Origin of the sequence: Streptococcus suis (assembly GCF_002964045.1) — a bacterium.
Lineage (GTDB): Bacteria > Bacillota > Bacilli > Lactobacillales > Streptococcaceae > Streptococcus > Streptococcus suis_U.
In genome coordinates this window covers 1-283 of record NZ_POPB01000348.1, presented here as the reverse complement: position 1 = coordinate 283, position 283 = coordinate 1, and the positions used below count along the sequence as shown (strand labels likewise).

The following is a 283-nucleotide window of genomic DNA, read 5'->3' as shown; positions in this document are numbered from 1 at the left end:
CCAGCTACTTTCGATAGCCGTCTAGCCAAATACTTGCTTTCCACCGTTGAGGACAATTCCCTAACAACCATTGCCAACCTCTATGGTCAGACCAGTCTTGTTCCAGATGAGGCAATTTATGGCAAGGGTGCTAAGTTAGACTTGCCAGAACGCGAGATCTTTTTCCCACACTTGGCACGTAAGGTTCAGGTTTTGATTGAGACAGAAGAGCCGATGTTGACCAAATTAGAAGAAAATCAGCAATTAGATCTTTTGTTTGACATGGAGTTGCCACTGGCAAATG

The 283-nt window shown here is 44.5% G+C and carries 1 pseudogene; it reads left to right on the top strand.

What is annotated here, in order from left to right:
• Positions 1 to 283 (top strand): annotated as a pseudogene (locus C1E99_RS08255) (DNA polymerase I); the annotation flags it as partial.